The sequence below is a fragment of the Arthrobacter humicola genome (genome assembly GCF_039531445.1).
Lineage (GTDB): Bacteria > Actinomycetota > Actinomycetes > Actinomycetales > Micrococcaceae > Arthrobacter > Arthrobacter humicola.
Genome location: NZ_BAAAQB010000041.1, coordinates 255,837 through 271,671, shown reverse-complemented (window position 1 = coordinate 271,671; position 15,835 = coordinate 255,837). Strand labels below are relative to the sequence as shown.

12 protein-coding genes are annotated in these 15,835 nt (G+C 68.5%); 6 read left to right on the top strand and 6 right to left on the bottom strand.

Going from position 1 to position 15,835, the window contains the following annotated elements:
* Positions 1–22 precede the first annotated feature (22 nt).
* Positions 23–1,441, bottom strand: a complete 1,419-nt coding sequence (gene glgC, locus ABD243_RS17875) for a glucose-1-phosphate adenylyltransferase (protein WP_425547244.1) — start codon at positions 1,439–1,441, stop codon at positions 23–25.
* Between the two features lie 102 nt (positions 1,442–1,543).
* On the opposite strand from glgC, the gene glgA reads away from it, so the two are divergent.
* Positions 1,544–2,752 carry a glycogen synthase gene (gene glgA, locus ABD243_RS17870; protein ID WP_344367710.1) on the top strand — a complete coding sequence of 403 codons (1,209 nt, stop codon included), beginning with the start codon at positions 1,544–1,546 and terminating at the stop codon, positions 2,750–2,752.
* A gap of 129 nt (positions 2,753–2,881) precedes the next feature.
* Here the strand turns inward: glgA and ABD243_RS17865 are convergent, their stop codons facing one another.
* Positions 2,882–5,005, bottom strand: coding sequence for an acyl-CoA dehydrogenase family protein (locus ABD243_RS17865; RefSeq protein WP_344367709.1), 2,124 nt, complete (start codon positions 5,003–5,005; stop codon positions 2,882–2,884).
* Between the two features lie 88 nt (positions 5,006–5,093).
* Positions 5,094–5,720 (bottom strand): TetR family transcriptional regulator, encoded by a 627-nt coding sequence (locus ABD243_RS17860; RefSeq protein WP_425547254.1) that lies wholly within the window; start codon positions 5,718–5,720, stop codon positions 5,094–5,096.
* A gap of 271 nt (positions 5,721–5,991) precedes the next feature.
* On the opposite strand from ABD243_RS17860, the gene ABD243_RS17855 reads away from it, so the two are divergent.
* From ABD243_RS17855 to ABD243_RS17845, 3 genes are read left to right on the top strand one after another with little or no spacing between them, the layout of a single operon-like run.
* Positions 5,992–7,341: an acetyl-CoA C-acetyltransferase gene (locus ABD243_RS17855; RefSeq protein ID WP_344367707.1), complete on the top strand. Its 1,350-nt coding sequence runs from the start codon at positions 5,992–5,994 to the stop codon at positions 7,339–7,341.
* Positions 7,342–7,351: 10 nt separating this feature from the next.
* The gene (locus ABD243_RS17850) at positions 7,352–8,692 is read left to right on the top strand and encodes a 3-oxoacyl-ACP reductase (RefSeq protein ID WP_344367706.1); all 1,341 of its coding nucleotides are present in this window, start codon (positions 7,352–7,354) and stop codon (positions 8,690–8,692) included.
* A complete protein-coding gene (locus tag ABD243_RS17845; RefSeq protein ID WP_344367705.1) occupies positions 8,689–9,603 on the top strand; it encodes a MaoC/PaaZ C-terminal domain-containing protein in 915 nt (304 codons plus the stop codon). Before ABD243_RS17850 ends, ABD243_RS17845 begins: the two co-directional genes overlap by 4 nt.
* Before the next feature lie 95 nt (positions 9,604–9,698).
* On the opposite strand, the gene ABD243_RS17840 is transcribed toward ABD243_RS17845, so the two are convergent.
* From ABD243_RS17840 to ABD243_RS17830, 3 genes are all read right to left on the bottom strand, one after another.
* The gene (locus tag ABD243_RS17840) at positions 9,699–10,712 is read right to left on the bottom strand and encodes an FUSC family protein (protein ID WP_425547252.1); all 1,014 of its coding nucleotides are present in this window, start codon (positions 10,710–10,712) and stop codon (positions 9,699–9,701) included.
* A gap of 187 nt (positions 10,713–10,899) precedes the next feature.
* Positions 10,900–11,967 carry a glutathione S-transferase family protein gene (locus ABD243_RS17835; protein WP_344367702.1) on the bottom strand — a complete coding sequence of 356 codons (1,068 nt, stop codon included), beginning with the start codon at positions 11,965–11,967 and terminating at the stop codon, positions 10,900–10,902.
* Between the two features lie 9 nt (positions 11,968–11,976).
* On the bottom strand, positions 11,977–12,765 hold the full coding sequence (locus ABD243_RS17830; protein WP_344367701.1) for a M50 family metallopeptidase: 789 nt from the start codon (positions 12,763–12,765) through the stop codon (positions 11,977–11,979).
* A 230-nt stretch (positions 12,766–12,995) separates the two neighbouring features.
* Here ABD243_RS17830 and ABD243_RS17825 point away from each other — a divergent pair, with 230 nt between their 5' ends.
* Both ABD243_RS17825 and malQ read left to right on the top strand, forming a co-directional pair.
* On the top strand, positions 12,996–13,553 hold the full coding sequence (locus tag ABD243_RS17825; RefSeq protein ID WP_116765693.1) for a hemerythrin domain-containing protein: 558 nt from the start codon (positions 12,996–12,998) through the stop codon (positions 13,551–13,553).
* A 9-nt stretch (positions 13,554–13,562) separates the two neighbouring features.
* The gene (malQ, locus tag ABD243_RS17820) at positions 13,563–15,764 is read left to right on the top strand and encodes a 4-alpha-glucanotransferase (protein WP_344367700.1); all 2,202 of its coding nucleotides are present in this window, start codon (positions 13,563–13,565) and stop codon (positions 15,762–15,764) included.
* Positions 15,765–15,835: the final 71 nt, after the last annotated feature.

Here is a 15,835-nt window from a genome sequence, read left to right as displayed (position 1 = left end):
GACCTCCGGCAGGGCACCGGCCTTAGTAGGCCTTGGTCGAGCGTTTGCCCTGGGAGTCCACGCCGACGGCGGCGGCCTGCGCCTCAGCGACCCTGTCCACCGAGTCCCGCAGTTCCGGCCAGTTTTCGGTGGCAGCGCGGACGGCATCCGGCACAAGGCGCAGGTTAGCGGCGGAGAGCGCCCGTTCTGCGTCGCCGGGCTCCGGGACGAGCTGCCCCTTGGACAGGACGGTGATGCCGGACTCCGTGACCTTGAAGCCGCGGGCGCGGTCGAGTTCGGCGTCGAGGCCGATCGCGGCCCCGGCCGGAACCTTGACGTTCTTGTCGAGGATGGCGCGCCTGATCACAGCACCCTCGCCGACATTGACCTTGTCCATGAGCACCGAATCCAGGACCCGGCTGGATGTGCCGACGTACACATCGTTGGAGAGCACTGAGCCCTCCACGATGCCGCCCGAGACGACGACGCCGTTGGCCACGATGGAATCGAGGGCGCTGCCCACGGTGTTGGATTTGCCGCGGACAAACTTGGCCGGCGGGGAGACGCTCTGGCGGGTGTAGATCGGCCACTCGGAGTTGTAGAGGTTGAACACCGGCACAGGGGAGATGAGGTCCATGTGGGCGTCGTAGAACGAGTCAATGGTGCCGACGTCGCGCCAGTAGGTGCGGTCCCGTTCGGTGGACCCGGGAATGTCGTTGAGCGTGAAGTCGTAGACGCCGGCCTCACCCTGGGAGACAAAATAGGGGATGATGTCCCCGCCCATGTCGTGCTTGGTGTCGAGGCGCTCGGCGTCAACGTGCAGGGCTTCGACGAGGGCATCGGCGTTGAACACGTAATTGCCCATGGAGGCCAGGAACTGGCTCGGGTCGGCCGCGAGGCCGGGCGTCGAGGACGGCTTCTCGACGAAGGCGGAAATCTTGTCCGGATTTTCGGGGTCGGTTTCGATCACGCCGAACTGGTCCGCCATGTGCAGCGGCTGGCGGACGGCGGCTACCGTCGCCTTGGCCCCGCTGGCTACGTGCTGCGCCACCATCTGGGAGAAGTCCATGCGGTAGACGTGGTCTGCGCCCACCACGACGACGATGTCGGGGTTGGCGTCGTGGATCAGGTTCAGGGACTGATAGATGGCGTTGGCACTCCCCAGGAACCAGCTCTTGCCGACCCGCTGCTGGGCCGGAACGGAGGCCACGTAGTTGCCTAATTGGGTGGACAAGCGCCACGTTTCAGAAATGTGCCGGTCCAGGCTGTGCGACTTGTATTGCGTCAGCACCACAATTTGCAAATAACGCGAATTCACAAGATTTGAAAGGGCAAAGTCAATGAGCCGGTAGCTTCCGGCAAACGGCACGCCCGGCTTGGCCCGGTCCGCCGTCAATGGCATGAGCCGGTTTCCCTCGCCACCTGCGAGGACAATTGCCAAGACTTTCTTTTGCTGCGGCATGGTTATCGCTCCTGAACGCCTTCGTTACTCCCCAAAACAGTCCGGCATGCCCGAACGTCTTCACACTAGATCAGTTCCACCGTAACGACTACCTTGGTGCATGTGCGAATAGACATTGTGACCAAAGAATTCCCGCCGGAAATCTACGGCGGCGCCGGAGTCCATGTGGCCGAGCTCAGTAGAGTCCTGGCCCAACGTGTGGACCTACAGGTGCGTGCCTTCGGCGCGCCCCGCGAGCCCGGGTACCACGGAGCGACGGTCACGTCGTACTCCGTGCCCGAAGACCTGGGCTCCGCCAACGCCGCCATCCAGACCCTCGGGGTGGATCTGAGGATCGTTCCGGACATCGCCGGCGCGGACCTGGTGCACTCCCACACCTGGTACGCCAACATGGCAGGACACATTGCGTCCCTGCTCCACGGCATTCCCCATGTGCTCAGCGCCCACAGCCTGGAACCGCTGCGCCCGTGGAAGGCCGAACAGCTCGGCGGCGGCTACGCGGTGTCTTCCTGGGTGGAAAAGACCGCCTACGAGGCCGCCGCCGCCATCATCGCCGTTTCGGAAGGCATGCGGCAGGACATCCTGCGCAGCTATCCGGAGGTGGACCCGGCCAAGGTCAAGGTGGTCCACAACGGCATTGACGTCAGCTTGTGGAACCGGGACGAGGGCGAGGACGTGGTCCGGGCGCTCGGGATCGACCCCTCGCTGCCGAGCGTCGTGTTTGTCGGCCGCAACACCCGGCAAAAGGGCGTTCCCTACCTCCTCCGTGCCGCCGCCAAACTGCCGGCCAATGTCCAGCTGGTGCTGTGCCTCGGCGCAGCCGATACTCCCGAGCTGGCGGCCGAGACCGCGCGCCTCATCGAGGAGCTGCAGAGCAAGCGAACGGGCGTGATCGTGGTGGAACGGATGCTGCCCCGCAACGAGCTCATCCAGGTCCTCAGCCACGCCACGGCGTTCGCCTGCCCGTCGATCTACGAGCCGCTGGGCATCGTGAACCTTGAAGCCATGGCCTGCGGTGCCGCCGTGGTGGCCAGCGCCACCGGCGGTATCCCGGAGGTTGTCGATCACGGCGTGACCGGGCTGCTCGTGGAGCTCGAACAGGTCACCGACGGCACGGGCACCCCGCTCGACCCGGAAAAGTTTGTCACCGAGTTCGCCGCCGCCTTGACCGACGTGGTGTCCGATCCCGCCCGGGCCCGGGCCATGGGGGAAGCGGGCCGGCGCCGGGCGGAGGAGCACTTCTCCTGGGAATCGATCACAGAGACCACGCTGGAGGTCTACCGTTCGGTACTTCCGGGCCCGGCCTCCTGACCAGCAGTCCTCCAGACAGAGATATGGACTCAGGCAAGGACTGCTGAACACCCGACGGCGCCGCCCCTCAACGGGGAGCGGCGCCGTCGTGCGTTAATGGCTTCGCCGGATGATGGTGCCGCTGAAAGCTCAGGCGCGCGCGGCCTTGGACTGCAGCGTGGTGCGGGCGAGCAGGATCTTCTCATCCACGGGCGCCTGGCCGCTGGCCCGCTGCTTCCGGAAGTAGTCCCGGGCCTCGTCCTGCCGGATCTTTTCCGCCCCGGTCGAGATTTCCGCGCGGAGATGCTCAGGTCCGTAGCCGAACGCGTCCACAAGGTCGACGGCGTGCGGCCGGATCTTCACGAGGAGCCGGTTGATGTACTCGCCCACGGCGCGCCCGCGCTGCATCGACAACCGGCCGTTCATCAGGTACCAGGACAGGTTCTTCTCGATGAGCGACAGGCCGAAGAGATCACGCAGCCAGGTCAGGACCTTGTGCGTACCGGGGTCGGTGACGTTGCCGAGGGCTTCGGTAAAGGCCTCCCACTGCAGCAGCTCGGCGTGCGCCTGTGCGGCTTCGATGAGCTCGTGCTGGTGTGCGTTGAACAGGGCGGCGCCCTGCCGCTGCGGGAGCCTGTTGGCCCCCTTGAGCGCCGCGCCGACCTGCGCGACCATGGTCTGGACCCGGTCGGTCAGGAGGGCGCGCTGGCTTGATTCGTCGCGGATGGCGATCGCGGCCTTCTGCACGGAGCCGGAATCGGCCATGAACTGGGCCACCTGGCGCAGGCCGCTGCGGTGCAGCGCAGTGCCCGTCGCCTGGGACACGACGTAGCGGGCCAGGACACCGACGTTGGCGTTGCGGAACTCCTTGGCGTAGTCCGCGAGCAGGCGCTTGGCGACGAGCTGCAGCAGGACCGTGTTGTCGCCTTCGAAGGTCACATAGACATCCAGGTCCGCGCGGAGCGACGCGAAGCGGTTCTCGATCAGGAAGCCGGCACCGCCGCAGGCCTCGCGGCATTCCTGCAGCGTGTCCAGGGCATGCCAGGTGCTGAGCGGCTTGAGCGCCGCGGCCAGGGTCTCGAGGTCCTGCCGGTCCTCGTCGGTGTCGTGCCGGCCGGAGAAAACGTCGTCGAACTTCTCGAGCAGCTGCTCGTGCGCGAAGCTGGCCGCGTAAGTGGTGGCGAGCCGGGTGAAGAGCCTGCGCTGGTGCCGCTGGTAGTCCAGCAGGACCTCCTCGTCGGTCTGGGAGGAGGCGTTGAACTGCCGGCGCTCGGTGGCGTACTGGATGGCGGTCTTCAACGCGAGCTTGGAGGCGGCCACGGCGGCACCGTCGAGCGAGACCCTGCCCTGGACGAGGGTGCCGAGCATGGTGAAGAAACGCCGGCCCGGGCTGGCGATGGGGGAGGTGTAGTTGCCCTCGGCATCGACGTCGCCGTAGCGGTTGAGCAGGTTGGTGCGCGGGATGCGGACGTTCGCGAAGTGGAGCCGGCCGTTGTCGATGCCGTTCAGGCCGCCCTTGACGCCGTCGTCCTCGCCGCCGATCCCGGGCAGGAATTCCTTGGTGTCGGGGTCGCGCAGATCCAGGTAGAAGGCGTGCACGCCGTGGTTGACGCCCTTGGTCAGGAGCTGGGCGAAGACGACCGCGCCCAGGCCGTCGATCGCGGCGTTGCCGATGTAATCCTTCCACGCGGCCCGGAACGGCGTGTGGATCACGAATTCCTCGGCGGCCGGGTCGTAGGTGGCCGTGGTGGCGATGCTGGCGACGTCCGAGCCGTGCCCGGTCTCGGTCATGGCAAAACAGCCGGGAATTGCCAGGCTCATGATGCCCGGCAGCCACTTGCGGTGGTGGTCCTCGGTGCCCAGGTGCATCACGGCGGAACCGAAGAGGCCCCACTGCACGCCGGCCTTGATCTGCAGGGAAGGATCGGCGGTGACCAGTTCCTCGAAGCCTGCAATGTTGCCGCCATGGTCATCGTTGCCGCCAAGCGCGGACGGGAAGGCCCGGTGGACGGCTTCGTGGCGCACGAGGTGCTCCAGCTGCCCGAAGGCACGCCGGCGGTGTTCGGTGTGGGTCAGGCCTTCGATCTTGTGCAGTTCCGGTTGGCCGGACACCGCGCGGGCGTGCCGGCGAACGTCGGCCCATTTGCCCAACAGTTGCTCGCCAAGGGCTGCGACGTCGACGGCGGGCTGCTCCGGAGCGCCGGGCCGGCCGGCTGCCGGTGTTGTGCTGCGTCCGGGCTCGGTGCCGGCGGTACGGTCGGCGAGTTCAGTCATGTCGATTCCTTCTTTGGTTCTGACAATTCAGTGCTAAGGCCTCAGGTCCGGGGTCTCGGCTGCGGGGCCGGGGGCCCGGGTGTCGGTGCTACGAGGTGCCGCGGTCCGGCACAGGGTCCGCCCCCGCCGGGGGCGGCGTCTGCAGTTCGGGAGCGATCCCGAAGCAGAGCCAGTCCGTAATCTGCCGTGCCATGGCCTCCTGGTCCGGCTTGGCGGGTCCCGGCGGGCTGGCGAGCCACTGCTCTCCGGCGTTCCGCACCAGCCCGATCGCGGCGTTGGGCCAGTAGCCGATCACGGCTTCCTTGTCCTGGCCGCCGCCCAGGTGGCTGCGCATGGGCCGGGCGATCATGTCGCTGATGGCGGCGAAGAAGTGGCTCAGCGCCCCGGCGGTGGAGACGGACGGACCCGCCGTGTCTGCGTCGCCGTGGCCGTGGCGCGTCACGAACGTATAGACGTTCGGGCTGGTCTCGGCCATCTGCAGGTAGGCCGAGACCATGGCGAACAGGCCCTCGCGCGGTGTCTGGGCGCTCTGGGCGGCCTCCTGGATCCGGCGCTGCATCTGGCCCAGCACCACCTCGCCCACGGCCTGCTGGAGACCGGCTTTGTCACCAAAATAGCGGTAGAACACGGACTTTGACGTTCCCGCGGCTACGGCGATGTCTTCCATGGAAGCGTCGCTGCCCAGGGCGTGCACCGCCTTCCGGGCTGACTTGATGAGCTCCCGCCGCCGTTCCTCGCGGTGGGACTGCCACCGCGAGGAACGGCCGTCGACGCCGGACGGCCCACCGGGGGTGCCGGAGGGGGCGCCCGACGCGCCGCTTGACGGGGTGTTTGGCGGGGTGCTGGGCCGGGGGCCGGCGCCCCTGGCGGCGGCCTTGCCGCTGGCCGTGGTGGCGTCCGGCGGACTAGCGTGGGGGATGTTCACGATACCCAGCGTATCAGGTACGCTGGGTATCGGTAACCGCTTTGATCGAAGGAGACAGCCCATGTCCGTCAACGGACAGTCAGTACCCGGCCCGCAGGAACCGACCGCCGCCACGCAGCTCCGCAAAGCCGTGGTTGTGGGCGGCAACCGCATACCGTTTGCCCGGACCGGCGGCGCCTACACCAAGTCCTCCAACCAGGACATGCTCACCGCCGCCCTGGACGGACTCATCGCCCGCTTTGGCCTCCAGGATGAGCGGATCGGGGAAGTCGCCGCCGGAGCCGTCCTTAAGCACTCCCGCGACTTCAACCTCACCCGGGAAGCAGTCCTCGGCTCGGCCCTCTCCGCCGAGACCCCCGCGTATGACCTCCAGCAGGCATGCGCCACCGGCCTGGAGACAGTCCTCGGCCTGGCCAACAAGATCAAGCTGGGCCAGATCGAGTCGGCGATCGCCGGCGGCGTCGACTCGGCCTCGGATGCCCCCATCGCCGTCAGCGAAGGGCTCCGCGAGGTGCTCCTGGACCTGAATCGGGCGAAGACGGTATCCCGGAAGCTGCAGGTCCTCAGCCGGCTCCGGCCCAAGGACCTGGCCCCCGATGCCCCGAACACGGGGGAGCCGCGCACCGGGCTGTCAATGGGCGAGCACCAGGCGCTGACCACCGCGCAGTGGAAGATCACCCGGGAGGCCCAGGACGAGCTCGCCTTCAACAGCCACAAGAATCTTGCCGCGGCCTACGACGCCGGCTTCTTCGACGACCTCTTGACGCCCTACCGGGGCCTGAGCCGCGACTCCAATCTGCGGGCCGACACGAGCCTGGAGAAACTGGCGACGCTCAAGCCGGTCTTCGGCAAGAACCTTGGCGCCGAGGCGACGATGACGGCCGGCAATTCCACCCCGCTGACGGACGGCGCCTCCACCGTGCTGCTCGCCTCCGAGGAATGGGCCGATGCCCACGACCTCCCCAAGCTCGCCGCCGTGGTTGACGGCGAAGCGGCCGCCGTGGACTTTGTCCATGGCAAGGACGGGCTGCTCATGGCACCGGCCTTCGCGGTGCCGCGGCTGCTCGCACGCCACAACCTCACCCTTGAGGACTTCGACTTCTTCGAGATCCACGAGGCCTTCGCCGGGACGGTGCTGAGCACCCTTGCCGCGTGGGAGGACGAGGAATTCGGCCGCACCCGCCTGGGCCTGGACGGCGCCTTCGGCAGCATTGACCGGTCCAAACTGAACGTCAACGGCTCTTCGCTGGCTGCCGGGCACCCGTTCGCCGCCACGGGCGGCCGGATCGTGGCGTCGCTGGCCAAGATGCTGCATGCCAAGGGCCAGGCCGACGGCCGCCCGGCGCGCGGGCTTGTGTCCATCTGCGCCGCCGGCGGCCAGGGCGTCGTCGCAATTCTCGAAGCACTCTAAGGGGAACCCGATGACCGACACATACACCCGGTTCGTCAGCCACGGACCCGGCCGGGACATTGCCAAGCGGCTCGGGCTCCCGCAGCCGGTGGCCCTCCGGCGGTACCGGCCCGGTGCCCCCCTGATCGAGGGGCCGGTCCTGGTTCAGGGCTCCACCAGCGGCGCCGACAGCCTGGCCGCGGCCCTCCTGGCTTGGAACCTCGACGTCCGGCGCCACGCGATCCCGAAGGAGAAGCTCGGAGCCATCATCCTGGTGCTGGACGAGTTGGCCCGTCCCGAGGACCTGGAGCACCCGGTCCTCACGGCGGCCACCTCGCTGCGCGACCTGGCCCCGAATGCCCGTGTCATCACAGTGTCCCGTACGGCGGACTCCGCGGTGGAGCCGGCGACGGCGGCGGCCCGGCACGGCGTGGACGGTCTCTTGCGGTCGCTGGCGAAGGAACTGCGCGCGGGCGCCACAGGGAACGGCATCCTGCTCGCCGCCGGTGCCGACACCACCAGCCCCGGGACGCTGGGGGCGTTGCGGTTCTTCCTGTCCGGCCGCTCGGCGTTCGTGGACGGGCAGTTCCTGACCGTCACCTCCGGTGCGGGGCAGCTGCCCGATGACGTCGAGAAGCCGCTGGCCGGCAAGGTGGCAGTGGTGACGGGCGCCGCCCGGGGCATCGGGGCAGCGATCGCCCGCACCCTGTACCGCGACGGCGCCACGCTCATCCTCGTCGACATCCCGGCTGCGGGCGACCATCTCGCGGCCGTGGCCAACGAGGTCCACGGCACGGCCCTGCAGCTGGATATCAGCCGCAGCGACGCCGGCCAGCGGATCATTGACCACGCCGTGGCACGCCACGGCCGGCTGGACATCGTGATCCACAACGCCGGAATCACCCGTGACAAGCTCCTGGCCAATATGGATGCGGGCCGCTGGAACTCCGTCATCGCGGTCAACATCGCCGCGCAGTTGCGGATCAATGACGCCCTCCTGGCCTCGGAGCACTTCCGCGACTCGCCGCGGATCGTCTCCGTGGCCTCCACAAGCGGGATCGCCGGAAACCGCGGCCAGACCAACTATGCCGCGTCCAAGGGCGGCGTGATCGGCATGGTCCGCGCCACGGTGCCGCTCATCGGCGAGCGCGGCGGGTCCATCAACGCCGTCGCTCCCGGCTTCATCGAAACGGAGATGACCGCGCGGATCCCCTTCGCCACCCGCGAAATCGCGCGCCGGCTCAATTCCCTGCAGCAGGGCGGTCGGCCGGGGGACGTCGCCGAGGCCATCGCGTTCCTTGCCAGCGACGCCGCCGGCGGGATTTCCGGAGAGGTGCTGCGCGTCTGCGGGCAGAATTTGGTCGGCGCATGAGCAGTTCCCAGACCGTCATCCTTGGGGAGATGCCGGCCCTGTCCAAGCTCTACGTCAACGCGGCGGCCACCGCGGCGCGGCGGCGGGTCCTGGGCACCCACGGCGGCACCGAACTGCCGCCTTACACCCACGAAGTCCGCGGCGTGCGGGCCGACGTCACCAACCTGACCGCCTACCAGCACCTGATCGGTGAGACCGCGAGCGATGTCCTGCCCGCCGGGTTCATCCATGCGCTGGCGTTTCCGCTGGCCATGAGCGTGATGAACCGGGACGACTTTCCGTTGCCGCTGCTGGGCATGATCCACCTGAGCAACACGGTGGTGCAGTCCGCGCCGGTGCTGTTCACCGAGGCTCTGGACATCCGTGCCCGGGTGGACAACCTGCGTGGACACAGGGCCGGCACCCAGCTTGATGTCGTGGCGGAGGTCCGGGCCGCCGGGCAAGCGGAAGTCCGCTGGCGCGGTGTCTCGACGTACCTGGCCAAGGGCGTGTTCCTGCCCGGGATCGACAAGCCGTCGGTGCCGGTAACGCCGCCGCCGTTCTCGGCACCGGATCCGACGGCGATCTGGCAGTTGGGCGTCGACACCGGGCGCGCCTACGCGGCCGTGTCCGGCGACTTCAATCCCATTCACCTAAGCGTCCTGACGGCCAAGGCCATGGGGCTGCGCCGGTCCCTCGCCCATGGCATGTACCTCGCGTCGCGGGCGCTGGCGGACGTCGGTGCCGTCAAGGGGGACTCGTTCAGCTGGGAGGTGGCCTTCGAGGCGCCGGTCTTCCTGCCGGCCCGCGTGGCGCTGGAGATCAGCACCGTTCAGGCCGGCGGCGGGGCATGGGAGCGCTCCGACTATGTGGCGTGGAACCCGTTGTCCGGGCGGCGGCACTTCAGCGGCTCGGTCGCGGCGCTGTCCTAGCCGGTAGCCGGCCAGGAATGACGGCGGCGCCCGCCCCCCGCACGGGGACGGACGCCGCCGTCATGGTCCGGGCGTTTGGCCGGAGTATCCGTGTGTCAGTCGCTGGCCGCGGAGGACTTCACGACCCGCAGCATCCGGTGCAGGCTCATCAGGATCGACTCGACTGCGCTGGGGGCGTCGGTGGACGTTTCCTCGGCGCCGATCCGTCCCGTCAGCGCCTTGACGGCAGAGTCGGCCGCTTCAATCCGCTCCGACTGCTCTTCGGGGTTCTCCTCCTCGATCGAGCGCAGGATGTCAGCCACGGCGGACATGGCGTCGGCAAGCGGCTCGGTATATTCATCCGGCACCACAAAGGGTGTGTCCTTGGCCCAGATGACATCGGACAGCACCTGCGTCACGTCCTGGACGTGGAAGGTCACCCGCTCAAGATCCCGCAGGTTGCGGTAATCCAGTTCGATGTCACGAGGGTGGAGCCGGCGCCGGGGATTCGCCCGCCGGCTGGCGTCCGCCTTCTCCACGGCCAGCCGTACGGAGCGCGCGGAGGCTTCGAGCGAGTCGGACCGCTTGGACCAGTCCTCGTGTTCCGGCGGCCAGCTCTCCTTGAGCGCCGTCGCCATGTCCCGGAGCTGCTGGGCGAGTGCCAGGCGAAGTTCCGCGATGCTGAGCTCGGCGGCCCGGAAGTGCAGGGGCGGGAAGACCAGCAGGTTCACAATGATGCCCACCGTGACTCCGACGCCCATCTGGAAGAGGTACCCGAAGGAGAACGTGTCCGGGTTGTGGCCGCCCACGAGCAGGACCAGAAGCGCCGCCGTCGGGATCCAGTCCCGGCCTGCGCCGATCTTCGGAAGTCCGGCCAGGACAACACCAAAGGCCATCACGATCCCGACTGTCAGCGGTGAGGGGCTGCCGAGGATGAAAAGCACAAAGGCCAGTCCAATCCCTATCGCCAGCCCCGCGAGCGTCTGCACTCCCTGCTTCATGGAGCCGGCGACGTTCTCGTACATCGCCACCAGGGCGCCCAGCGGAGCGTAATAGGGGTAGTCGGCCGCGGAGCCGGGCATCAGCGGGGCGATGGCAAAGGCCACGCCCGCGGCCAGTCCTGCCTTCATGGCCAGCTGCAGCCGTGGCCACAGCAGCGCCGAGGACACGTTGCCGGCCACGATCCGCCAGAGCCGCCGGAACACGGAGGGGCCTCCGGTGTGCGTTGCCTCGTCTGTCGTAGTCATCCCGGCTCACCCTAGGCTGGAGATGTTGCTGCGACAAATGGACGAACCCCGGCAGGACAGTGTTTTCCGGTCAGGCTGCGCCGTGTCCCGGGGTGACCTCTTCTCCGGGGCGCACCGGTCCGGGCGGCGTGCCGTCGCCGAACGGCCGGCCGCCCAGTGCTTCGCGGCCGTGGGCGGAGAGCCAGTTGCCCAGCTCCGGTCCGCGCGGGACAACGCCGGTGGGGTTGATGTCCTCGTGGACGATGTAGTAGTGCTGTTTGATCTGCACGAAGTCGGTGGTGTCCCCGAAGCCGGGGGTCTGGAAGAGGTCACGGGCGTAGGCCCACAGCACCGGCATCTCGCTGAGCTTCTGCCGGTTGCACTTGAAGTGCCCGTGGTACACGGCGTCGAAGCGCGCCAGGGTCGTGAAGAGCCGGACGTCTGCCTCGGTGATGGTGTCGCCCACGAGGTACCGTTGCCCGCCAAGGCGCTCCTCAAGCCAGTCGAGGGCCGTCCATAGCCGGTCGTAGGCGGCGTCGTAGGCTTCCTGGGAACCGGCAAAGCCGCACCGGTAGACGCCGTTGTTCACTTCCGTGAAGACGCGCTTGTTGACGGCGTCCATTTCTTCCCGCAGATGTTCCGGGTATAGCTCCGGTGCGCCGGGGCGGTGGTACTGCGCCCATTCCGTGGAGAAGTCGAGGGTGATCTGGGGGAAGTTGTTGGTCACGACCTGCCCGGTGGGGACGTCCACGATCGCCGGGACCGTGATCCCGCGGGGGTAGCCGGGGAAGCGGCGGAAGTAGGCGTCCTGGATGCGTTCGATCCCGAGGACCGGATCCTTGCGGTCCGGGTCGAGGTCAAAGGTCCAGGACCGGGCATCGTGGGTGGGGCCGGGCTGGCCGAGCGAGATGACGTCCTCCAGGCCCAGGAGCCGGCGCACGATGACCGTGCGGTTGGCCCACGGGCAGGCACGTGCTGCGATGAGCCGGTAACGCCCAGGCTCGACGGGCCAGCCGGGTTCGCCGTTGCGGCCGGGGGCTCCGTCCCGGGTGATCCGGTCCTCGATGTAGTTGGTGTCGCGGGTGAATTCCGCGCCGCCGGTCACGTACGCGCCTTTGGTGCTGAATCCGGGGTCGTCGGTGTGGGTAGTCTGGCTCATGGTCCCAGCCTACGGCGGGGAAATGACGTGTCCGAACAAGGCCGTGAACACCGGCGCCATCGGCTGCCACGCAAACCACCAGGCGACGGCCACCACGGCCGCGAAGAGGGTAATCCACACCGCGGCAGGGACCGAGGTGGCCCGGGCCAGCAGATAGGCGTCCGACGTCGTGAGCCTGTCACGGTGCCGGAGATGGACGTTTGCCAGTTTAACGAGGTCCCTGACGGCGGCGACCAGGAGCGCCAGGCCCAGCACGATCATGACGTGCCCGTTGAACACCGGCGGCACAAACAGCACCAGGAGCGCCGCGGCCAGCACGGCGGCGGCGGTGATGAGCAGGCCCGTGCCGTTGCGGAGGAACAGGAAGGACGCCAGGAGGATCACGGTTCCCACGGACATCGCCGCAGGTCCCCAGCCGTTGAAACCGCACCAGACCATCACGGCGCCAACGACCGCGGGCACGGGGTAGCCCCAGAAGGTGGACCAGGCTGCGGAGGCACGGCTCCTGCTGAACGTCGTGGTGGTGCCGGAGTGATCCAGGCCCAGACGGATACCGCCGAGCCGCTGTCCGGTGGTGAGGGCGGCAAAGGCATGGCCGAGTTCGTGGGTCACCGTGGCGAGCAGTCCGAAGTAGCGCCAGGTGAGGCGGGGCAGGGACACGGCCACGGTCAGCAGGATCACCACGGCGAGCTCGGTGCTGGTCACGTGCGGGCTGGGGGCGTGGGCGAATCCGGCCACGATCCGCTCCCACCATGTCTGGGCCAGGTTCGGTTCCCCGGCCACGAGAAACCGGGTCATGGCCTGCCCGAGGCGTGCTGAGGGATCCTGTACCGTTCGTCGTCAACCATAGGGTGCAAGGCTAGCGCGGACGCTGCGACGGCGTCGAAACGGATCCGGGTCAAGGCCGGGTGCGGCCGTGCATTACACACGCGGCGGGGCGGACGAACGGGCCGAAAGACCCGTCCGCACGGAGATCCGTGTCCGTAAGGTGGAATCCGACCATCAATCCTGCCCAGCCAGGAGTCACTATGGACAATCCGGACGCCGCGGCCGCAACGCCGCGGAACACGCTGCCCGGGGACGCGGCCGATGAAGTCCGTGCCCTCGAGGCGGTCGAAAGCCATCACACGGCGATGCTCAAGCGCCTCGTCGCCCTGACCGACGCTCTCATCCACGCCGTGACGGCGGGCAAGGCCGTCGCCGAGCACGATGCCCACGAGGTCCTCGTGGAGTGGTGCGAAACCGACCTCCTCCCGCATGCGGTCGCCGAGGAGGGCCCGCTGTACGGGGGAGCGGAAGGCACGCCGGAGGCCCGGCTGCTCGTCGCGGCCCTGCTGGCCGAGCATCAGGCGATAGCTGGAGCGATCGACCAATTGCGCGGAGCCGGTGGCGTGGACGCCGCCGTCGCGGCCGGCACCCTGAGGGGCCTCTTCGCCGTGCACCTGGAGAAGGAGAATCGTCTCCTGCTGCCGTTCCTTGTGGAGCACCCGGACCTGTCGCTGGCGGCCGCCGTCGAGGGGCTCGAAGAACTAGTAGGTGAATCCCACATCCATGGAGGGGGCGCGGGCCGCGGGGGCAGCGTCTAGAGTGGGCGCATGGCGGACCGTACGCACCACGAGAACCCCGACGACTCCGTGCTTCCCGGGCACACCGACACCACAGACGCGCTCCTGCGCGAACTTGCCGCGGCCCATGGCGTCGGCACGACGTACTGGGGCTGGGACGGCATAGAGCGTTCCGTGGCCGCGGACACGCTCCGGGACGTCCTGGGAGCCTTGGGAGTCCCGGCCAACGGGATTGCGGAGCAGCAACGCTCGCTGGCGGAGTCCCGGCTCGCGCCGTGGCGGCGCATCCTCCCGCCGGTCGTTGTACTCAGGGAGGGGGTGCCGGGGGAGGGACGCGATGTCCACGTCGATGTCCACGTGCCGCACGGAAGCCGCGTCCGCGTCTGGATCGACGCCGAGGACGGCAGCAGGCACGAGGCCGCCCAGCAGGAGAACTGGGAACAGCCGGTCGACGTCGACGGCGTCCTCACCGGCCGTGCGACCTTTGCCGTCCCCGGCCACATTGGCCTCGGCTGGCATACCCTGAGGGCGGACGCCGACGGCACGCTGGCCCAGTGTCCGCTGATCGTGACGCCCGGCCGGCTCCGGACCTCGGCCCGGCTCGCCGGACGTCGCTCCTGGGGGTTGACGGCCCAGCTCTACTCCGTGCGGTCCGCCCGGTCGTGGGGGATTGGCGACTTTGCAGACCTCACCGACCTCGCCGTCGTCGCAGGTGAGCAGGGGGCCGGCTTTGTCCTGGTCAATCCGCTGCACGCCGCCGAACCGGTACCGCCTGTGGAAGACTCCCCGTACCTGCCCACCACACGGCGCTTTTTCAATCCCCTCTACCTGCGGGTCGAGGAAATCCCGGAATACGGTTATCTGGACGCACCCGGCCGGGCCGAGGTAGCGCGCCTGGCCGCGAGCCTGCAGGCAGCCAACCAGTCCCGGGACCTCCTGGACCGCAACGCCGCCTACGCGGCGAAGCTGGCCGCCCTGGAACTCGTTTATGCGGTCCGCCGGGGACCAGCCCGCAACCGGCAGTTCGCCGACTTCTGCGCCGAGCAAGGACAGGGACTCGAGGACTTCGCGCTGTGGTGTGCGCTCGCCGAACAACTGCCGCCGTCGGCGCCGGAGTGGGCCGGGGCGGCGGCACACCCGGATTCACCGTACTGTGCCGAGCAGCGTTCAACGCTCGCCGCCCGGATGGATTTCCACCGCTGGCTCCAGTGGCTCTGCGACCAGCAGCTCGAGGCGGCACAGCGCTCGGCGCATCAGGCAGGCATGGAGATCGGCATAGTCCATGACCTCGCGGTCGGCGTGAAACCTGGCGGCGCCGACGCCTGGACCCTGGCCGGTGTCCTGGCCCGGGGCGTGAGCGTGGGCGCACCGCCGGACATGTTCAACCAGCAGGGCCAGAACTGGTCGCAGCCGCCGTGGCATCCGGGCAGGCTCGCCGAATCCGGGTACGCCGCCTACCGCGACATGCTCCGGACTGTGCTGCGGCACGCCGGAGGCATCCGCGTGGACCACATCCTGGGCTTGTTCCGGCTCTGGTGGATCCCCGAGGGCGCCGGCCCGGGCAACGGCACCTACGTCTATTACGACCACGAAGCCCTCATCGGTATCCTCGCGCTGGAGGCTCAACGCGCCGGGGCGATCGTGATCGGTGAGGACCTGGGCGTGTTCGAACCCTGGGTCCGTGACTATCTGGCCGAACGGGGGATCCTCGGCACCTCGATCCTCTGGTTCGAACATGACGCGAATGGCCCCATCCCGCCGGAACACTACCGCCAGCAATGCCTGACGAGCGTGAACACGCACGATCTTCCCCCTACGGCGGGCTACCTCGCCGGTGAGCACGTCACCTTGCGGGAATCGCTGGGGCTGTTGGGGCGCCCCGTGGATGAGGAACGCGCCGAGGCAGCGGCCGAGCAGGAGGCCGTCCTGGCGCAGGTCCGGGCCCGCGGATTGCTGCCGGAAGGCGGCACGGATGTCCGGACGACGGTCGAGGCGCTCTATGCCTACACGGCGCTGGCACCGTCCGCGCTGCTGGGCGTGGCGCTCGTGGACGCCGTGGGGGAGTCGCGGACCCAGAACCAGCCGGGCACCAGCACCGAGTATCCGAACTGGCGCATCCCGCTGGCCGGGCCCGAGGGCGTCGTCCTGATCGATGACCTGCCGGCCAATGAGCGCTTCCTGTCCCTCCTGGGTACGGTCCGGAGTGCACTCCATTGCGCCACTGATGAGTGATCTGCTCAACCAGTAGGTCAGGTATTTCCCGGCCTACACACAGGAACGGGTGCCCATAATGGTCCCGAAGC